This window comes from Paraburkholderia caffeinilytica (assembly GCF_046030355.1).
Classification (GTDB): domain Bacteria; phylum Pseudomonadota; class Gammaproteobacteria; order Burkholderiales; family Burkholderiaceae; genus Paraburkholderia; species Paraburkholderia caffeinilytica_B.
Genome location: NZ_JAQQCQ010000005.1, coordinates 37,755 through 57,021 on the forward strand (window position 1 = coordinate 37,755; position 19,267 = coordinate 57,021).

Below are 19,267 nucleotides of genomic sequence, written 5' to 3' on the forward strand. Positions count from 1 at the left end.
CGGGGGAACCATGCCGCTTCAGGTTTCGAGTAGACTGTAAGGCGATGTCGGCCCGCGAATTGCAGGGCGGCAACCTTCCATCCGCTCGTGCACGGAGGCTCCACATATGCATGCTGTTCCCCCGCTCGAACAAGACACCGTCGATGCGCCGGTCGATGCGTCGCCTGCTCATGCAGCCACGCAGACTCACAACGCTCCAACAGCCGCTCATGCACACGCGCCGGATCAGGCCGTCAACGATGCCCCGGTGCGCGATCTGCGCCGCGTCGGTATTCACCCTGATTACTGGTATCCGCTTGCGTGGTCGCATGAGGTGAAGCGGGGCAAGACGCATGGTGTGACGTTCGCGGGCGAGCCAATCGTGCTGGCGCGTACGGAGTCCGGCAAAGTGTTCGCGCTCGAAGATCGTTGCGCGCATCGTCAGGTGCCGTTGCATCAGGGTGTGGTGGACGGCGAATCGATCCGTTGCGGTTATCACGGCTGGACTTACGACTGTTCGGGCACATGTATCGATGTGCCCTATCTGGGCCGCGAACGGTTGCCGAACGGCGTGCGTTCTTATCCATGCCGCGAAGTCGAAGGCCTGATTTTCGTGTTTCCCGGCGATGCCGCGTTGGCCGAAGAACGGCCGCTACCCGCGTTTGGCTCCGTATCGGACAAGAAGTACAAGACGCGCCGTTTTGGCCGTCCGGTGAATTGCCACTATTCGTTCATGCACGAGAACCTGATGGATATGAACCATCAGTTCCTGCATCGCCGCCAGATGGGGCAGATGCGTGCGCGTTCGCTCGGGCGGCGGCGTGGTGAAGGCTGGGTCGAAGTCGATTACACGTTTGCGCGCATGGCTGGCCAGCAACCGATCGGCGAAGCGATCGTGTTCGGCCAGAGCCGCAAGACCGGTGGCGACAACGACAAGGACGTGATGACGATCCGCACCGAGTATCCGTATCAGACGCTGCAGATTCGCACGTCCGATCAGACGCTGGTGATGGATTTGTGGATTGTCTACGTGCCGCTCGATCGCGAGCAGCGCACGAACCGCACCTTTGGTCTGCTGTCGATTCGCAAACCGGGGATTCCCGGCGTGCTGAATCTCGCGTGGCCGCTGCTTGTGTGGTTCACCGAGCGCATTTTCAAGGAAGACCGCGAGATCGTCGAAGCCGAGCAGCGTGCCCACGATTCGCAAGGCGCGGACTGGAATCACGAAGTGTTTCCGGTCATCAATGAGTTGCGCGCCTTGCTGCGTGAGAGTGGTGCGCCGGATCAGGTAGTGGGCGCGGGTACGGGTGGTGCTGCGGTGATCCGGTTCTGGGATTCGCGTCACGGTAACCCGTTGTCGAATACATGACCTGATATTCGAGTTTTTGGCGCCGCGCGGGGCCACCCAATCGTCGGCGACGATGAGTGGCAGCCCAGACCGCGCGCGCTGGCTGCCTTTCCCCCCGGTGAAGAATGAATCCATCTCCACCCGGTAGGGAATCCAGGCCGATCGAGCAGCGATAATGGCATCTGACACACCGAAGTTTGCGCCAATCGAGATGCGCCCGCCTCGGACCCGTGTACCATTTCGCTTTTTCCGATCCTTAAGAACGCCTCGTGACTACGCAACACATCCCCACCGCATCCCGTAAATCCCTCACGCTGCTGCAACTGCTGGCCCTCATCGGCGCAGCCGGACTGATCGCAGCAATCGTGCTGAACCAGTTCGTCTAACCCCGCCACGAAGCCTTCGCTTCAAGCATCCGACCCTATGCCGGCGCTCGCCGCTGGCTTCATCGATATCCGCATTGGCCATGTACAAGAAGGGCGTAGCCGTAGAAATCCAGTTTTCCCCCGAACGGCTCAATGACGGCGCCGGCGATCCGTACTGGATCGATTTGACGCAAGTTGAAGCACAACGGCTGCTGGAAAGCCTGCAGGCACGTCTCGCTGAAAGCAGCGTCGGTACGGCTGCGCCGTTGGTGGTCAGTCTTGATGAGACCGTGGCGGCGCATGCGGTCGCTGCGCCGCATGCGGCCCTGGAAAGCGCGGCGCCTGCGGACGACTTCAAACAATGGGTCTGCGTGATCTGCGGCTGGATCTACGACGAAGCCGCCGGCTTGCCGGAAGAAGGCATCGCGCCGGGCACCCGCTGGGCAGCGGTCCCGGCCGACTGGCGCTGCCCACTGTGCGACGTGGGCAAGGAAGATTTTGCGTTGGTCGAGTTTTAAGCCGGAAAATCTGCGCCGACCGTTGTGGCCTCCCACGCATCGAAATCGCCGCGCATGAAGTCCAGCTTCTTGCGCGCCAGTTCTAGCGCGGTCTTGCCGAGCAGCAAACGCAGCGGCGGCGTGTCCGACAGCGCTGCGTCGATGATCGCCTGGGCGGCGCGCACGGGGTCCCCCGCCTGCTTGCCGCTGCGCGCCTCGGTTTGTTTGCGGCGCTCGCCGGCCGTGGCCGCGTAGTCGTCGATTGCCGTCGCCGATTGCTTGATCGACGGACCTGCCCAGTTCGTGCGGAACGGGCCGGGTTCGACGATCAATACGTCGATGCCGAGCGGCTTGACTTCCGTCGCGAGCGATTCCGATAAACCCTCCACCGCGTATTTGGTGGCGTGGTAATAACCGGTCGCGGCGAAACTCGTGATGCCGCCAATCGACGACACATTCACAATCAAGCCACTGCGCTGCTCACGCATGATCGGCAACACGGCCTTCGTGATGTCGACCAGACCGAACACATTGGTCTCGAACATGGCGCGGACTTCGTCGTCCTCGCCTTCTTCAATCGCTGCCAGATAGCCGTAACCCGCGTTATTGACGAGCGCATCGATGCGCCCGAAATGCTGCCTGGCTTGCGCGACCACGTCTTCAATCTGTTTGCGGTTCGTCACGTCGAGCGGCAGAACCAGCGCGCGATCGCCGTGTGCTTCGGCGATATCTTTCACTTTCGACGGATCGCGTGCCGTGACCACCGCGCGCCAGCCGCGCTCCAGCACCAGTTTCGCCAACTCGCGACCGAAGCCGGTCGAACAGCCTGTAATCAGCCAGACGGGATTATCTCGATTCATCATTTGGGAAACTCCTGTTAATGGGTCAACGTAGCGCGGTTTGTTCGTCGAACAGCGCCTTATTGCTGCTTGCGTTTTGAGTGGCTTCTTAATTGTAGGCGTAACGCGGCGGCCTCGCTTTGCAGCGCTTCGACGAACACACCAGCCAGCGGATGGCTCGGACGATGCTCCGGATGAACCACGCTCACGCGAAACGGCAGCGACACGGCAAGCGGCCGGATATGCAGATTGCGGCCCGTGAAATCCAACGCCGTAAGCGGGTTGACGATGGCCACGCCGAGGCCTTGCCGCACGAAACTGCAAACGGAGACGGCGGTGGGCGTCTCGATCATCTGGCGGCGCGCAATGGCCGCCTGCGTGAAGGCTTCGTCGATCTGAATCCGGTACGGATCGTTTGACGACAGACTGATGAACGGCTGATTCGCGAAGTCCTTCAACTCGATCACACGCTTTGCAAGCAATGGATGCGCATCGGGCAGCACGCAGACTTCGTCTACTTCCAGCAAGGGCGTCAGGCGTGTTCCGGCGGGCGGCGCGCCGTGCTCGGTCAGACCCAGGTCATAACGCTGCGCGGTCAGCCATTCTTCGAGAAACGGTGATTCCTGCGTCGCGATCGAGAGGCTGACGCCCGGCTGTGCATCGTGAAAACGTTTTGCCGCGCCGGGCAGGATCGAGTGCGAGAACGCGGGCAAGGCGATGATGGAAAGCTGGCCGCCCTGAAATTCGCGCAGGCTTGCCGCCGTGGACGCCACCCGTTCGAGCCCGATATACGCGCGCTTGATTTCATCGAACAGTGTCAACGCGGACATGGTCGGACGCAGCCGCCCATGCACGCGTTCGAACAAGGCGAAGCCGATGCTCTGTTCCATGCGTGCAAGCTCACGGCTGACCGTGGGCTGCGAGGTGAAGAGCATATCGGCCGCTCGGGTGACGCTGCCTGCCGTCATCAACGCGCGGAAGACTTCGATATGTCGATGAGTGAGCGCCATAGTGTCTATATCAGGAATGAATGGGCTATAGAAGAATAGGTATTTTACTGAATGAGTGGTTTTCAGCATCATGTTGCTCATTCATGCTTCGATATAGAGCGCAGCCAACCGTGACCTCATTCAATTCACCGCAACTCGTCGAACTCGCGCGTCAGCACGGCACGCCCCTTTGGGTCTACGACGCCGACGTGATCCGCCAACGTATCGCCGAATTACGCAGCTTCGACGTGATCCGCTATGCGCAGAAGGCCTGTTCGAACGTGCACATCCTGAAACTGATGCGCGACGAAGGAGCGATGGTCGATGCAGTGTCTTTGGGCGAAATCGCGCGCAGTCTCGCGGCGGGCTTTACGCCGGATGGCGATCCCGAAGGTGTGGTTTTTACGGCGGATCTCGTCGATCACGCGACGCTGGCCGCCGTGCTCGAGCATCGCATCACGGTCAACGCCGGATCGCTCGATATGCTGGAACGTATTGGACAGCATGCACCCGAAGGTCATCGTGTACGGCTGCGAATCAACCCCGGTTTCGGGCATGGACACAGCAACAAGACCAACACGGGTGGCGAGCACAGCAAGCACGGTATCTGGCTCGACGATGTGCCGCTCGCAATCGCCATGGTGCGGCGTTATGGCTTGAAGTTGGTCGGGTTGCACATGCATATCGGCTCCGGCGTCGACTACGCGCATCTATCGCGCGTGTGCGATGCGATGGTCGAAACCGTGCAAGGCTTGGGCCACGATATCGAAGCGATTTCGGCTGGCGGCGGTTTATCGGTGCCTTATAGCGAAGGCGAGCCGCGGATCGACGTCGAGCATTATTTCCGCCTTTGGGACGCGGCGCGCAAGCAGATCGAGGCGCATCTTGGACATCGCGTGAGACTCGAAATCGAGCCGGGGCGCTTTCTGGTTGCGGAAGCGGGTGTGCTGGTTGCCGAGGTGCACGCGCTGAACCGGCGGCCGAACCGGCAGTTCGCCTTGGTGGATGCGGGTTTCAATGATCTGGTGAGGCCGTCGTTTTACGGCAGCCATCATGAGATGACGGTGGTGAAAAGCAATGGCATGCCGAGCGAAGCGCCGGATGGCGCTTTCGCGGTAGCCGGGCCGTTGTGCGAGGCGGGCGATGTGTTCACGCAGGCGGCGGGCGGCGTCGTCATGAGTCGCGCGATGCCGGCGCCGGAAGTGGGGGACTTCATCGTGTTTCACGACGCGGGGGCGTATGGGGCGTCGATGTCATCGAACTACAACAGCCGGCCGCTGGCGCCTGAGGTGTTGCTCGAGAACGGCAGGCCGAGGTTGATCCGGCGTCGGCAAACCATTGCTGAGTTGATCGCGCTCGAAACGCTAAATTGATTCTGCCGAGCGTGGCCGCTGCGAACCCTCGGCGGTGCGCCCAACCGGCAATACCGGCAACGCATACCCGCCGCAAGCGTTGTGCATTGTGAATGCATGTTCGACGCTAAAGGAGCCCTCGTTGGGCTCCTTGTGCCCCTTCCGGCGCTTACCGCGCTCGCACCGTGCGCGTGTACGACGCGATCATCGTCGCGAGTTCCTGCGCGGCCGGTGTGACGGGAATGGCCGCGCGTTGCAGCAGGCACACGTTCTGTTCGATCGCGCGCTCGCGCACATTGATCGACGTAAGCGTGCTCGCAAACGGCCCGCGCTTCACGACGATCGACGACTCCAGCGACAGACAATCCGTCGCGCTAACCAGATGCAGCGTTTCGTACAGGCCTTCCACCGTCGCGAGGATTTTCGGCGGGGGCCGGCCATGGCTCTCCAACAGATGACTCAGGCGGTTGATTTGCGGGTCGTCGGTGAGATTCGGCGAGCGCGTGGCCACCCACGTGCAATCAGCAAGCTCGGCCAGCGAGGTCGCACCGGCTTTCGGATGACCCCGACGGCAGACAATCACGGGATCGGACGGATAGAGCGGCGTGACGGACAGATCGGCCGTGTCGGTGTGCTTCGACACGAGTGCGACCGCGAAATCGAGCGTGCCTTCGCGAATCCACGAAATCATCATGCGCGAGGTGCCGGTGCGCAAATGCACCGCGACCCGTTCGAAGCGCGCGCGAAATTCCATCAGCACCGGCGCGAAAGCGTCGATGAGCGGTTCGGTGGTCATGCCGAACGTGACCTCGCCCGCGTAGTCGCCGCGCAGTTGCTGCACCTCCTGTTCGGCGCGCTCGCATTCGCCGAGAATCGCGCCGGCGCGCTGCAGGAGCCGCTGGCCGAGCGCGGTCAGCGCGATGCCGCGGTTCGTGCGGGTGAATAACGTCGCGCCCAGCATCGACTCGAGGTTCTGCAACTGCTGCGTGATGCCGCTCTGGGCGATGCCGAGCGCCCGCGACGCCGCGCGGATGCTGCCGTGCTCGGCCACAGCGGTGAACGCGCGCAGCTGGGAGATCGTCAGCGCCATGAAGAATCTCTGTGATCGGTAAAAGTGATCATGATATTACTTTCGGGACTTCTTTGAGGCGCGACAACGGCATAGGATGGCCCTGTACCCTGTAGCAATCCGCCCAACTCACACCCGCCTCCCATGAAAATTTCGCTGATGATCTTGAGTGCCGCGCTGGCTTTCAGCAGCAGTGCGTTTGCCGCCGACCCCGCCACGCTGCGCCTCGGTATCGATCCGACCTATCCGCCAATGGACTCCAAAGCGCCTGACGGCAGCTTCAAAGGTTTCGACGTCGACCTCGGCAACGAAATCTGCCGGCGCATCCATGCGCATTGCCAGTGGGTCGAACTCGAGTTCTCGGGGATGATTCCCGCGCTGCAGGCGCGTAAGATCGACGCGATCCTGTCGTCGATGGCGATCACCGAGAAGCGCGAGCAACAGATCCTGTTTTCGTCGAAGCTGTTTCAGTTCAAATCGCGGCTGATCGCGCGGCAAGGTTCGGCGCTCGCGGGCGGCACGAATGCGTTGGCCGGCAAGCAGATCGGCGTTCAGTCAGGGACGCAGTTCGAGGGATACGCGCTGAAGAATTGGGCGCCGCTTGGCGTGCATGTGGTCGCGTACAAGAGTCAGGACGAGGTGTTCGCCGACTTGCAGAACGGCCGTCTTGACGGCGCGTTGCTCGGCTCCGTCGAAGCCGACTACGGTTTCTTGCGGACGCCGGCAGGGAAGGGATTTGCGTTTGTCGGCGAGCCGCTTTCGATGGGTGACCGTGGCGTGGGCATCGGTTTGCGCAAGGATGAGACCGCGGTACAGGCATCCATTAACGAGGCGATTGCTTCGATGCGCAAGGACGGTACGTACGCGCAGATCGCGAAGAAGTACTTCGACTTTGATCCGTACGGTAACTGATTTTCCTATTTCCTATTCTTCTCCAGACTTCTTGCCCCCATGAACAAGCAATCGATTCCGCTTCTGTCGCCGGCTATCGGCACGCACCGCGAACTGGTGTCGTTCCATTTTGGTCCTGCGGATAGCGGACAGAAGATTTACATCCAGTCTTCCTTGCACGCTGATGAAACGCCGGCGATGTTGACGACGGTTTTGCTCAAACGTCGATTGATCGAACTGGAGAAGCAGGGCGCGCTGAACGCGGAGATTGTGCTGGTGCCGGTGGCGAATCCGGTTGGGCTTGGGCAGTATGTGCTCGGTCAGTTTATTGGGCGCTTCGATTTGGGCAGTGGCAAGAACTTCAACCGACACTTCCTGCAGTTTCCGAAGCTGGTGGCGCGGGCTAAGGAGGCGTTGGGTTCTGATGCTTCGGAGAATCGCCGGATTGTTCGTGAGCTGATCGCTGCGGAGTTGGCGGAACAGAAGCCGTTGACTGAGTTCGAGTCGCTGCAATTGGCTATGCTGAAGCTTTCCTTTGACGCGGATGTGGTGATCGATCTGCATTGCTCGCTGGAGGCGGCGATGCATCTCTACACCAGTGAGGCGGCGTGGCCGGAGTTTGAACCTTTGTCACGGTATTTGGGCGCGCAGGCTTCGTTGCTTGCTACTAACTCGGGCGGCGAGGCGTTTGACGAGACGCATAGCTTGTTGTGGTGGAAGCTGCAGCAGGAAATGCCTGCGGATAAGCCGGTACCCAATGGGGCGATTGCTGTGACGGTGGAGTGCCGTGGGCAGCGGGATGTTTCTTATGAAGTCGCGCAGGAGGATGCTGACGCGTTGATTGATTACCTGGTCTGGCGCAAGGCGATCAAACTCGATGTGAAGCCTTTGCCCGAGTTGCTGACGCCCGCGACGCCGCTTGCCGGGAGCGAGCAGTTTTATGCACCTGTTAGCGGGATTCTGATTCATCGGGCGAAGATCGGGGATTTGATTCGAGTCGGGCAGGCTTTGTTCGATATCGTCGATCCGTTGACTGATGAGACTACGACGCTTGTTAGCAATACCGAGGGCGTGTTTTATATGCGCCGGGCGATTCGGTTTGTGACGGCTGGGGCGCCGTTGGGGCGGGTGACGGGCGCCCGAGCGTTTCGGACTGGGGTTTTGTTGGGGGCTTGAGTTTTTCTGCTTTTGACGGGGGCGTAGCGCTAACGCTAAGCAGGCGCGTTGCCCCCTACTTCCTTCCCACCAGATACGTCACACCGTTCGGACCGTAACGCTCCGCATGCGGTTTGTTCGCGGGCAAGTGGAAGACGTCGCCGACTTTATATGCCTGCTCGGTGTCGCCCACGCGGATGTGCAACTCCCCTTCCAGAATCAATGCTTTCGCTTCGAATGAATGTTCATGGACATCCATCTCGACGTTTGCTTCCCGCGTCACAACGACGGCCTCAGGGAAACCGTCTTTCGTCAGGCTTTCAGTGAATGTTTCGCGTTCCATGGCATTTCCATCGGCAAGCAGTTGCGGAGATTCACTGTAACCCTATTCGCCAATCCGTGCAGAGCGCAGCCGTGTGTTATGCCGACGCTGTCACGCCAGTGTCGACCTTCCTGCGCATTCTCGTGCGCGGCGCCACTGATTCACCCATCCCTTTCCTGCGCCGCATCGCGTTCGATTCTGCTTCCTTCGCATCGGCCATCACGACGGACATCTTTCCTCGCTCGATGTTCGCTTCGGTTTCGTACTGATGCGCCGTACGTTCCAGCAACTCCGCAAGCAACATCTGGTCGCGACGGTCGCAATGGTTCATTTCGATACCTCTGCGCAGTGTCCTCGCCAGCATAGCCAGCGATGAGAGCCGTTCCACATACGTGCGGGTTGCTTCCAGCACCTCGCCTGCCAGACGCTTATATTCAGCGGGCCTCACCGACAGGCGCGGGTTCATTAATGCTGCTTCAGCAGGTTTGCTCATGGCGCGATTTCCGGTTGATTCTCGAAATCGCCCGGCACTCGCTGCAAACGGGTGGGCGGGCACGTAACGAGGTTGAGAGACCGGTGTCCCAGCAGACCGGCGAGTCTTGCGACTCCCTCGCCACCCCCGCCCATTGAACAATGATGCGGTAAGCAATCGCACACACCCGTGCAGCAGGGCAGTGCGATTGGGACACACGGGCTCTCAAACCCGATCGCCTTTGTTTTGACGACCGTGGAAGTATAAGCGCGCCGCTTTCTTAAAATTCACTTTGCTAAGCTAACTATCCAGCTTTAGCCATTCGGCCTAAGACCGTTCTAATTTTTCTTCGCCGCGATAGCGTCAAGCGGCCGAGCTTCGATCAAGCGCTTCGTTAGCTTGGTCACCCAATCGAAGCCCAGCCCCTGCCACGCGCCATCCATGCCTAGCAACAGCCCCACAACCAGCCTCGGTCAAGCGCCGCAAAAAACCGGCCACCCAACCGAAGCCAATCCACAACCACCAATCCTTAATTCACCACCAACACCGGCGCCACAGCCGCCGGATCACTAATACTCGGCCGCCCATTCTCAACGTGTCCAGCCAAACGACGCGAGAAGCTAGCATCGTCATTGCTCGTCACCGTCAAGTCATACCAGCGATGGCTCGATGCCAGCACCCAAGCCTCTTCGATATGCGCGTCTGCCGGCACCAGCACCGGACGCGTCCGTGCCCCATACGCGTTGTCGGTCACCGTCAACCGCGCAATCCCTCCGCCCTTGTTGCTGAACTTCAAAAACACATTGCCGTTCGCCACATCGTATTGCACCTTGATTTCCGGCTGTGCGGGCTTGCCGTTGCCATGTCCGCCCGACACTGCCTGCGCCGTTTGCACCGTCGCCTGCTGCGTATTCCCTGCAAACTTGCGCACGAAACCATTCGGCCCAAACACTTCGAACGCATACACCCCGTTCGTCGACGTCAGATCGAACGTCTCACGAAGCGACTTACCCGCCTCGACGGTATAACGCCACGGACCATCCGTGCGATTCGTCGAATACACGTAGAAATGCGCGCCCTGGTCGCCGCTATTGGCGATCTCGATCTCGAACGTGTTCTTTTTCACATCCGCGTGACCGTTCACGTGCAACTCATAGGGCAACGCGCGTGCGAAACGAATGCCGCGTTCCTGCGGATCGATCGCACCCGGCGTTGTGGGCACAGTCGGCTTTGGCTGCGTCGCGCATTGGTTGTCGGCGATGCTCTTGTAGTTGCTCGTGTCCGGCAGCGGCGGCACCTTCGAGTCCGGCGTGCGGAAATCGAACGCCGTCGTCAGGTCGCCGCATACCGCACGGCGCCATTGCGTGATATTCGGCTCATACACACCAAAGCGCGTCTCGATGAAACGAATCACCGACGTGTGATCGAACACCTGTGAGCACACGAAACCGCCCTTGCTCCATGGCGACACGATCGTCATCGGCACGCGCGGACCGAGGCCGTACGGCAAGCCGTCCGCGGTGTAGCTGCCGCCGCGCGCCGGATTCACCACGTTGTGAATCTCGCCATCGGTGCTGACCGTCGACTGCCCTTGTGCCGGCGTCGTCGCCGGTTGCGGCGGCACGACGTGATCGAAGAAGCCGTCGTTCTCGTCGTACATGATGAACAGTACGGTCTTGCTCCACACCTCGGGATTCGATGTCAACGCATCGAGGATCTGCGACGTGTATTCCGCGCCGTATGCGGGCGTATAGCTCGGGTGCTCGGAGTACGCGGCCGGCGGGCACAACCACGACACTTGCGGCAGCTTGTTGGCCAGCACGTCGGCCTTCAGGTCGTCGATCGTCCGCACGGTTTGCGCACGCTCATACAACGGCGAACCCGGCTGCGCGTTGATGAAGTTCGTGAAGTTCTGCAGGATGTTGGTGCCGTAGTTGCCGTTCAACGGATCGGCGCCGGTCAGACCCTGCTGATACACCTGCCACGAAATACCCGCGGCTTGCAGGCGTTCCGGGTACGTGGTCCACGAGAGCAACTGGTAGTTCGGCGGACCGTCGCCATCCACGAAATCGTTGTTGTCGAGCAGCGGGCCGCCCAGCGTGCCGGTCGGATCGACCATGCCGGTCATCAGATACGAACGGTTCGGGTGCGTCGGTCCCGGCAGCGAGCAGAAGTAGGCGTCGCACACGGTGAACGCATCGGCCAGCGCGTAGTGAAACGGAATGTCGCTGCGCAGGTGATAGCCCATCGTCATGTCGGTCTTGTTCGCGGGCCACTGGTCGTAGCGGCCGCCGTCGATCGCGGCATGCGTCTTGTACCAGCTATGGTCAAGATCGCCGACGCATTGCGCGCTGGTCGTCGCCGTGTTCAGATGGAACGGCAGCACGGGTTGGGTCGCGTCTGCCTTCGACGGTTGATACCACACGGGCTTGCCGCCCGGCAGCGGAATCGGGAAGCGGTCGTTGTAGCCACGTACGCCGCGCAGATGGCCGAGGTAGTGGTCGAACGAACGGTTCTCCTGCATGAACACGACGATGTGCTCGACATCGCGGATCGTGCCGGTGCGCGAAAATGCGGGCACGGCAAGTGCATTGCGAATGGACTCGGGCAGCGCGGTCAGCGCGGCAGCAGCGCCGGCGGATGAAGCAACGGTCTGCAGGAAACGGCGACGGCTATTTGATGTCATCGAATATCACCTTCTGCGGGTGGGGAAAAATAGCACGTCTCGCGCGTGCCGGTGGAAGCGGATCAATTGCTATTGGCGGTGTCGCCCGGTGCGTAATGCATCACGGGCGTGACTTGCTGGTTGTCGGCAGCGAGGCTGGCCTGCATGTTCTGGATGACGATGTCGGACGCGGCGGTAGGGACGGCTGCGAGTGGCGCTGATGCGTTGAGCATTGCAGCCGCGGGGGCTAGCGTGCCGCTTTGCGCGGCAGTGTTATTAGCGGCGGTTGGCGATGAAGATGCTGAGGCCGAGGTGGAGTCATCGGCGCCGCAACCGTTCAACGCGAAAGTTGTGAGTGCAACAAAAACGACGCTGGCGAGGCGGGTGTCTGTTCTCATGTTTGCAGTCCGTGGGTGGCGGCGGATGCAGTCTCCATTCCTTTCGAGAAATAATTGTGAAACGTTTGCGAGTGGACGAAACTTAACAATTCGCGTGAGTCAATCGAAAGGGAATGGAAAGCGATAAGCCGGAGAATGGTCACGCTAACGCCACGCGCCTGAAGTCCAGGCACACCGAAAGATTTGCGGTTTGCATAACATCGGCAAGTGCATGACACACATCGACAGACCTTTCGACATGACGCGTCTCGAAGACGAATGGCTCGAGGCTGACGGCTTCGGCGGTTTCGCGTCGGGCACCGTCGGCACGCTGCGCACGCGCCGCTATCACGCGTTGCTGCTTACCGCCACGCGCGCGCCGGGCGGCCGCGTGGTGCTGGTCAACGGCATCGAAGCGTGGCTTGAAGCGGAGGGTCAGCGTTATCCATTGAGCATGCAGCGGTATGTGCCGGATGTGATCTATCCGGACCTGACGTCGAGTCTTCTCGCGTTCGACACCGACCCGTGGCCGACATGGCGTTTGCAACTCAATCCGCATGTAACGCTGATCGCGGAAGCGTTCGTCAGCAAGGCGACGCGCGAAACGGTTTTATGTTGGCGGTTGGAGGGGCGAGGAGCAGCTTCTGGTACGGGCGCGTTCGATCTGAAAGTCAGGCCCTTGCTGTCCGGCCGCGACTATCACGCGTTGCACCACGAAAACCCTGCGTTCAACTTCAACGCGCGGATAAGCGATGACCAGGCCTGCGTGAGCTGGCAACCCTACGGCGATCTACCGGTTATCAATGCGGCGACCAATGGCGTCTACACGCATGCGCCCGATTGGTATCGAAATTTCTGCTACGTTCGCGAGCGGGAGCGCGGCCTCGATTTCAGCGAAGACCTCGCCACGCCGGGCGTGTTCAGCTTCAACCTCGCTGAGGGCGAAGCGGTAATGATCCTTAGCGCGTCGAGCGTATCCGCGGCGTCTTCAGCGTCCTCAGAGCCTGCAGAATCAGTATCTTCGGCATCGGCGCAGGCAGGCACACAGCCAGTCGCAGCCTATGCCACCGAGCCGCCTGGCATCGCCGTCCACGCAACAGCATCGGCAGACACGCAGACAGCCGCCGCCCACGCAACCGAACTCGCGCGCATCGAACAGCAGCGCCGCAGCGCACTCGGCTCACGCCTGCAACGTTCCGCCGACGCCTACGTCGTCGCGCGTAACGAAGGCCGCACGATCCTCGCCGGTTTTCCATGGTTCACCGATTGGGGCCGCGACACGTTCATCGCCATGCGTGGCTTGCTGATCGCAACGGGCCGCCTCGCCGAAGCCGAAGCAATCCTGCTCGAATGGTCGGGCACCTTGTCCGAAGGCATGCTGCCGAATCGCTTCCCCGATTACGGCGACACCCCGGAATACAACTCCGTCGACGCATCGTTATGGTTCGTCATCGCCGTCCACGACTATCTGGCGACGAACCATGCGAACGCCGACACGCGAACGCGTCTGCAGCAGGCCGTCGAAATCATCCTCACGGGCTACACGAACGGCACGCGCTTCAACATCAAAGCTTCCGCGGACGATGGCCTCCTCAGCGCCGGCGTCCCCGGCGTACAACTCACGTGGATGGATGCAAAAGTAGGCGACTGGGTGGTGACGCCACGCATGGGCAAACCGGTGGAAGTGCAGGCACTCTGGATCAACGCATTGCGCATTGCAGCAACATGGAATCGGCAATGGGAACCATCCGCGGAGCGTGCGCTGCAAGCGTTTCATGAACGTTTTACCGATCCATCGACACAAGCGCTCGTCGATAACGTCGACGTGGATTTTGTAAAGGACGCAGTGGACCGCTCGATCCGCCCCAATCAGATCTTCGCGGTAGGCGGCCTGCCGTTTCCGCTACTCGAAGGCGCGGCGGCGCGCGCGGTGGTCGATCAGGTCGAAGCGCACTTGCTCACGCCGCTTGGCCTCAGAACGCTCGCGCCGTCCGATCCAGCCTACCGCGGTCACTACGGCGGCACGCCGCTGGAGCGCGATGGCGCCTATCATCAAGGGACGGTCTGGCCATGGCTGCTAGGCCCATTCGTCGAAGCATGGCTGCGGGTTCACGGCGCCGAGCCGAATGCCCGCGCACAAGCCAAAGCGCGCTTTCTCGACCCGCTGTACGCGCATCTCGATCACGCCGGCCTCGACCATCTCTCCGAAATCGCCGACGGCGACGCGCCGCACACACCCGCCGGCACGCCGTTTCAGGCGTGGTCGCTGGGAGAGTTGCTGCGCATCGAGAACCTGCTTGCCCGGCTGGAGCCCACCGCCGCTTAAACCGCGCTACGATGTGAGTCCCACTGCCAGGCCCGACGCAAGGACGTAGTCATGCCACCGCTGCGCGCTGCCAATCTGCTCGACACGATCGAAGGTTCCCGCCTGCACTCCGCCGACTGCGCGCATTGGCAGCGCTGGGGGCCGTATCTCAGCGAGCGTCAGTGGGGCACGGTGCGCGAGGATTACAGCGCGGACGGCACCGCCTGGGACAATTTCCCCCACGACCATGCACGCAGCCGCGCTTACCGTTGGGGCGAAGACGGCATCGCCGGTTTCGGCGACGACAAACTCAGCTGGTGCGTGTCGCTCGCGCTATGGAACCGCAAAGATCCGATCCTGAAGGAACGTCTGTTCGGCCTCACCAATGCGCAGGGCAATCACGGCGAGGACGTGAAGGAGCTGTACTTCTACGTCGACGGCACGCCAACGCATTCGTACATGCGGATGCTCTACAAGTATCCGCATGCCGCCTTTCCGTACGACGACCTGGTACAGGAAAACGCGCGGCGTGGCGGCGACATGCCGGAATACGAGATCCTCGACACCGGCGTGTTCGACGATCTGCGCTACTTCGACGTGCAGGTCGAATACGCGAAACATGCGCCCGACGACATCCTGATGCGCGTAACCATCGAGAATCGCGCGGACCAGGCTGCCTCGCTCGATGTGCTGCCGCAGATCTGGGCGCGCAATTCGTGGTCGTGGAAGGAGAACAAGGACAAGCCCTCGCTGGTCGCCGGTCTGGACCACGACGGCGAAGTGCATGTGGTCGGCCGTCAGCATGGTCAGGAGCCGATCGTCGTGACAGCGTGGTCGAAAGACGTGCCGAAGATGGCGTGGCTGTTTTGCGAAAACGACACCAACGTCAAGCGCCTGTTCAACATGGACGGCGCGGGGCCGTTCAAGGACGGCTTCAACGACTACCTCGTCCACGGCGACGAACAGGCGGTTCGCCGTAACGCCGGCACCAAGGCGGGCGCGCATGCGTCGATTGATCTTGGCCCGCACGGGCGTGCCGTGGTGTATATGCGCTGGCGTCCGCAGTCGAGTCCCGATGGCGCGCCGCTCGACGCCGATGCGGTGTTCGCTCGTCGTATCGCCGAGGCCGATGAATTCTATGGCGCGCTGCAGCACGAGATCGCCGACCCCGATGCGCGCCTCGTGCAGCGTCAGGCACTGGCCGGCATGCTGTGGTCCAAGCAGTACTACCAGTACGACGTGCAACGTTGGCTCGAAGGCGATCCGCTGCAACCCAAGCCGCCGGAGTCCCGCAAACGCGGCCGCAATGCGGACTGGCGGCATCTGTGCAACGCGGACATCGTGTCGATGCCCGACAAGTGGGAATATCCGTGGTACGCGTCGTGGGATCTGGCGTTTCATGCAGCCGCGTTCGCGTTGATCGATCCGGCGTTCGCCAAACGTCAATTGCTGCTACTGGTGAAGGACCGTTATCAGCATCCGAACGGCCAACTGCCCGCCTACGAATGGGCGCTCGGCGATGCGAATCCGCCCGTGCATGCGTGGGCCGCGTGGCGCGTCTATGAGATCGACCGCGCGCTGACCGGCAAGGCGGATCGCGATTTTCTGGAACTCGTATTTCACAAGCTCCTCCTGAATTTCACGTGGTGGGTGAACCGCAAGGATGCGGACGGCCACAATATTTTTCAGGGCGGTTTTCTCGGACTGGACAACGTCGGTATCTTTGACCGTTCGTCGCCGCTGCCGACCGGCGGTCACATCGATCAGGCCGACGGCACCGCGTGGATGGCCGCGTACGCGCTCGACCTGATGCGCATCGCGCTCGAACTGGCGTATGCGAATCACGTGTTCGTCGATATCGGTGTGAAGTTTTTCGAACACTTCCTGTATATCGCCGAGGCGGTGAGTTGCGACGACGGTTGCGATACCGGTCTATGGGACAGCGAAGACGAATTCTTCTACGACAAACTGCGCCTGCCCGACGGCAGCAATATTCCGATGCGCCTGCGCTCGATCGTCGGCCTGATTCCGCTTTTCGCGGTGCATGTGCTCGAAGAACGTTTGCATGGTCATTTACCGGGTCTGCGCGAGCGGCTCGTCTGGTTCCTCGAACATCGCCCCGATCTGGCGAAACTGGTTTCACGCTGGAACGAGCCCGGCAAGGGCAATGCTTTGCTGCTGTCGCTGCTGCGCGGGCATCGGATGAAAGCATTGCTGCGCCGGGCGCTCGACGAAAGCGAATTCCTCTCCGATCACGGCGTGCGAGCGCTGTCGCGATTCCATCGCGAGCATCCGTTCGAGTTCAACTACAACGGCACCAGCGTCACCGTCAAATACCTGCCGGCCGAATCCGACACACGCGTGTTCGGCGGAAATTCGAACTGGCGCGGGCCCATATGGATGCCGGTGAACTATTTGCTGATCGAATCGCTATACGAATTTCATCGTTACTACGGTGACAGTTTCCGCGTCGAATATCCGACCGGCTCGGGGCAGCAGTTTTCGCTCAGCGAGATTGGTGACGAACTCTCGCGCCGGGCAACCACCTTGTTCCTGAAGGACAAGAACGGCGAACGTCCGGTGATGGGTGCTTATCCGCTTTTGCAGGCCGACCCGCGTTCGCGTGATCTCGTGCTGTTCCATGAGTACTTCCATGGCGACAACGGGCGCGGTGTGGGTGCGTCGCATCAAACCGGCTGGAGCGGGCTGGTGGCGCTCCTGCTGCAACCGAGGGCGATGGGCGCATCCGGCAATGTGCCGCTGGCAGGCGAGCCGGACCGGACGCCGATGCCAACGTCGACTTCGGCGCCTGCGTCCGCATCATCGCCCGAGGCCGCCCCCGAACCTGCGCCGGCGCTGGTAACGGCGGTGACCAAGTAGCAGCGGCGGCCGGCAACCGAGCCGCGCGCGAGGTTACATAACCCATACAGCGTGCGTATCGGGCAGGTTGCGTCGTTGTTTTTGAACTGTGTGGGTTCAAGCGTGGTCTTTCATGTACCGCCACGTCCGTTTCATTGGCTTCCTTAAGCGAATCCCATGTCGACTACTCCGAACACCCCAACTCCCGCCAGTCACGAACCCAGTTGCAAAGTCAGCGCGGGGCCGCATGCGGCGCCCTCGTCGCCGGCCGGTAAACGGCCTGCGCCGCCTTGCACGCTGGTGATCTTCGGCGCGGGCGGGGACCTGACCAAACGGCTGCTGATGCCCGCGCTGTACAACCTCGCAGTGGACGGCCTGCTCGACGACGGCATGAAGATCATCGGCGTGAATCACGGCGAGCGCGAGACGAGCGAATGGCGCGAAGACTTGCACACGTCGCTGCAACAGTTCGCCGCCGACAAAGCCAGTACCTTCCACGCCGGCAAGCTCGACGACAAAGCGTGGGACTGGGTCGCGCAACGGCTCGAATACATGAGCGGCGAGTTCGAAGCCGACGACACGTTCGCAAAGCTCAAGCAAAAGCTCGATCAATCGCCGGGTGGCAACGTGATTTTTTACCTGGCGGTCAGCGCGCGCTTTTTCAAACCGATCGTCGAGCATCTCGGCAAAGCCGGCTTGCTGAAGGAAGGCGAGGGCGGCTTCCGCCGCATCGTCATCGAGAAACCATTCGGCACCGATCTCGCCTCGGCGCGCGATCTGAATGCGCACATTCTGTCGTACGCAGACGAGTCGCAGGTGTATCGCATCGATCACTTTCTCGGTAAGGACACCGTGCAGAGCATTCTCGCGGTGCGCTTCGCGAACGCCTTGTTCGAACCGATCTGGCGGCGCGAATATATCGACAGCGTGCAGATTACCGCGGCCGAAACGATCGGCGTGGAGGGGCGCGGTAAATTCTACGAGCAGACGGGCGCGTTCCGCGACATGCTGCCGAATCACCTGTTCCAGTTGCTCGGCATGGTCGCGATGGAACCGCCCAATTCGTTCGATGCCGAAGCCGTGCGCGACAAGAAAGCTGACCTCTCCGACGCGATCCAGCCGCTGACCGTCGACGACGTCGTCTTCGGTCAATACGAAAAGGGGCCAGCGGGTGTCGGCTATCGCGAGGAACCGGACGTCGCACCGGACAGCACGACCGAAACCTACGCTGCCGCGCGCGTATACGTGGAGAACTGGCGCTGGGCGGGCGTGCCGTTCTATCTGCGCACCGGCAAGCGGCTGGCCGCGCGCCGCACGGAGATCTCGGTGCAACTGAAGCCGGTGCCGTTCCGTCTGTTCCGCGACACGCCAGTCGACGCGCTGACGCCGAACGTGCTGACCTTGCGCATCGATCCCGCCCACGGCACGAGTTTCGATTTCAACGTGAAGACGCCGGGGCCGGTGATGCAGATCGGCGCGGTCCAGTCGTCGTTCGATTACGCAGACTTCTTCACCGAACGCGCGAATGTTGGCTACGAGACTTTGCTGTACGACTGCATGCTGGGCGACGAGACGCTGTTCCAGCGTGCCGACAGCATTGAAACGAGCTGGGCCGCGGTGGACGACGTGCTGCACCCGAAAACCGGTGGCGCAATGCCCGTGCACGGTTATGCGGCGGGCAGCGAAGGACCTGCTGAAGCAGACGCGCTGCTCGCGCGCAATGGCCATGCATGGCGGCCTTTGAAACAGGATGCCATCGAAAAGAAGTAATTCCATGAGGCGC

Annotated in this window: 15 protein-coding genes; 8 read left to right on the forward strand and 7 right to left on the reverse strand. The window is 61.3% G+C overall.

Annotated elements, in window-relative coordinates; all coding sequences use genetic code 11:
- Window positions 1-106: 106 nt before the first annotated feature.
- Both PQQ95_RS09330 and PQQ95_RS09335 read left to right on the forward strand, forming a co-directional pair.
- Complete coding sequence (locus tag PQQ95_RS09330; protein WP_408437067.1) at window positions 107-1,348, forward strand: Rieske 2Fe-2S domain-containing protein; 1,242 nt, start codon at window positions 107-109, stop codon at window positions 1,346-1,348.
- Window positions 1,349-1,793: 445 nt separating this feature from the next.
- Entirely contained in the window at window positions 1,794-2,210 is a 417-nt protein-coding gene (locus tag PQQ95_RS09335; protein ID WP_408437068.1) for a rubredoxin, read from the forward strand.
- Here PQQ95_RS09335 and PQQ95_RS09340 read toward each other — a convergent pair.
- Window positions 2,207-3,052 (reverse strand): oxidoreductase, encoded by an 846-nt coding sequence (locus tag PQQ95_RS09340; protein WP_408437070.1) that lies wholly within the window; start codon window positions 3,050-3,052, stop codon window positions 2,207-2,209. The genes PQQ95_RS09335 and PQQ95_RS09340 overlap by 4 nt on opposite strands.
- A 56-nt stretch (window positions 3,053-3,108) precedes the next feature.
- Entirely contained in the window at window positions 3,109-4,038 is a 930-nt protein-coding gene (locus PQQ95_RS09345; RefSeq protein WP_408437072.1) for a LysR family transcriptional regulator, read from the reverse strand.
- An 83-nt stretch (window positions 4,039-4,121) separates the two neighbouring features.
- Here PQQ95_RS09345 and lysA point away from each other — a divergent pair, with 83 nt between their 5' ends.
- Window positions 4,122-5,390: a diaminopimelate decarboxylase gene (gene lysA / locus PQQ95_RS09350; RefSeq protein WP_408437073.1), complete on the forward strand. Its 1,269-nt coding sequence runs from the start codon at window positions 4,122-4,124 to the stop codon at window positions 5,388-5,390.
- A 148-nt stretch (window positions 5,391-5,538) separates the two neighbouring features.
- Here the strand turns inward: lysA and PQQ95_RS09355 are convergent, their stop codons facing one another.
- Window positions 5,539-6,459, reverse strand: coding sequence for a LysR substrate-binding domain-containing protein (locus PQQ95_RS09355; protein ID WP_408437075.1), 921 nt, complete (start codon window positions 6,457-6,459; stop codon window positions 5,539-5,541).
- Window positions 6,460-6,582: 123 nt separating this feature from the next.
- Between PQQ95_RS09355 and PQQ95_RS09360 the strand changes: the two genes are divergently transcribed.
- A complete protein-coding gene (locus PQQ95_RS09360; RefSeq protein ID WP_408437077.1) occupies window positions 6,583-7,350 on the forward strand; it encodes a transporter substrate-binding domain-containing protein in 768 nt (255 codons plus the stop codon).
- A 39-nt stretch (window positions 7,351-7,389) separates the two neighbouring features.
- Window positions 7,390-8,505, forward strand: a complete 1,116-nt coding sequence (locus tag PQQ95_RS09365) for a succinylglutamate desuccinylase/aspartoacylase family protein (RefSeq protein ID WP_408437078.1) — start codon at window positions 7,390-7,392, stop codon at window positions 8,503-8,505.
- Window positions 8,506-8,560: 55 nt separating this feature from the next.
- Here PQQ95_RS09365 and PQQ95_RS09370 read toward each other — a convergent pair whose 3' ends face one another.
- The 4 genes from PQQ95_RS09370 to PQQ95_RS09385 all read right to left on the reverse strand — a co-directional run bounded on the left by PQQ95_RS09370 (window position 8,561) and on the right by PQQ95_RS09385 (window position 12,341).
- A complete protein-coding gene (locus tag PQQ95_RS09370; protein WP_408437080.1) occupies window positions 8,561-8,827 on the reverse strand; it encodes a cupin domain-containing protein in 267 nt (88 codons plus the stop codon).
- 76 nt (window positions 8,828-8,903) lie between these two features.
- A complete protein-coding gene (locus PQQ95_RS09375) occupies window positions 8,904-9,299 on the reverse strand; it encodes a hypothetical protein (RefSeq protein WP_408437081.1) in 396 nt (131 codons plus the stop codon).
- A 508-nt stretch (window positions 9,300-9,807) separates the two neighbouring features.
- A complete protein-coding gene (locus PQQ95_RS09380) occupies window positions 9,808-11,964 on the reverse strand; it encodes a phosphocholine-specific phospholipase C (RefSeq protein ID WP_408437082.1) in 2,157 nt (718 codons plus the stop codon).
- Window positions 11,965-12,026: 62 nt separating this feature from the next.
- Window positions 12,027-12,341, reverse strand: a complete 315-nt coding sequence (locus PQQ95_RS09385; protein ID WP_408437084.1) for a hypothetical protein — start codon at window positions 12,339-12,341, stop codon at window positions 12,027-12,029.
- 211 nt (window positions 12,342-12,552) lie between these two features.
- Between PQQ95_RS09385 and PQQ95_RS09390 the strand changes: the two genes are divergently transcribed.
- The 3 genes from PQQ95_RS09390 to zwf all read left to right on the forward strand — a co-directional run bounded on the left by PQQ95_RS09390 (window position 12,553) and on the right by zwf (window position 19,254).
- Window positions 12,553-14,646 carry an amylo-alpha-1,6-glucosidase gene (locus PQQ95_RS09390; RefSeq protein ID WP_408437086.1) on the forward strand — a complete coding sequence of 698 codons (2,094 nt, stop codon included), beginning with the start codon at window positions 12,553-12,555 and terminating at the stop codon, window positions 14,644-14,646.
- A 51-nt stretch (window positions 14,647-14,697) separates the two neighbouring features.
- Window positions 14,698-17,505: an MGH1-like glycoside hydrolase domain-containing protein gene (locus PQQ95_RS09395; protein ID WP_408437088.1), complete on the forward strand. Its 2,808-nt coding sequence runs from the start codon at window positions 14,698-14,700 to the stop codon at window positions 17,503-17,505.
- 156 nt (window positions 17,506-17,661) lie between these two features.
- The gene (zwf, locus tag PQQ95_RS09400; protein ID WP_408437090.1) at window positions 17,662-19,254 is read left to right on the forward strand and encodes a glucose-6-phosphate dehydrogenase; all 1,593 of its coding nucleotides are present in this window, start codon (window positions 17,662-17,664) and stop codon (window positions 19,252-19,254) included.
- Window positions 19,255-19,267: the final 13 nt, after the last annotated feature.